Source organism: Terribacillus sp. AE2B 122, from assembly GCF_902497585.1.
In the GTDB taxonomy this organism is placed as follows: Bacteria; Bacillota; Bacilli; order Bacillales; family Amphibacillaceae; genus Terribacillus; species Terribacillus saccharophilus_A.
Genome location: NZ_LR700942.1, coordinates 204,915 through 205,373 on the forward strand (window position 1 = coordinate 204,915; position 459 = coordinate 205,373).

General features: G+C 41.4%; 1 other annotated feature.

The annotated features are described in order from the left end of the window. Window positions 1-63 precede the first annotated feature (63 nt). Window positions 64-289: a binding site (T-box leader), on the forward strand. Window positions 290-459: the final 170 nt, after the last annotated feature.

The following is a 459-nucleotide window of genomic DNA, read 5'->3' on the forward strand; positions in this document are numbered from 1 at the left end:
TATTACGTCCCTGCTGATACATTTCAGCAGGGACTTTTTGTTTTTAAAAAACTAACTAAATAAAAGATAGCAATGAATGGATTGAAGTAATGTATGTTCTCCCTGATACAGAGAGCTGACGGATGGTGCAAGTCAGTACAAAGAACAGCATGAATTACGATCCAGGAGCTTTCTTCTTCGAACCGATTGGTGAGGGGAAGACGGTGAAGAGCCGTTATTAGAATCGAGAGATTGACATAGCTACTATGTCAATAATTAGGGTGGTACCGCGTAAAATTACGTCCCTGCTGATACATTTCAGCAGGGATTTTTTGTTTTTTAAAATTAATAGACAAGCGATGAATGGATTATAGTAGTGCATGTTCTCCCTGATACAGAGAGCTGGCGGATGGTGCGAGTCAGTGCAAAGAACAGCGTGAATTACGATCCAGGAGCATCTTCTTCGATCCGGATGGTGAG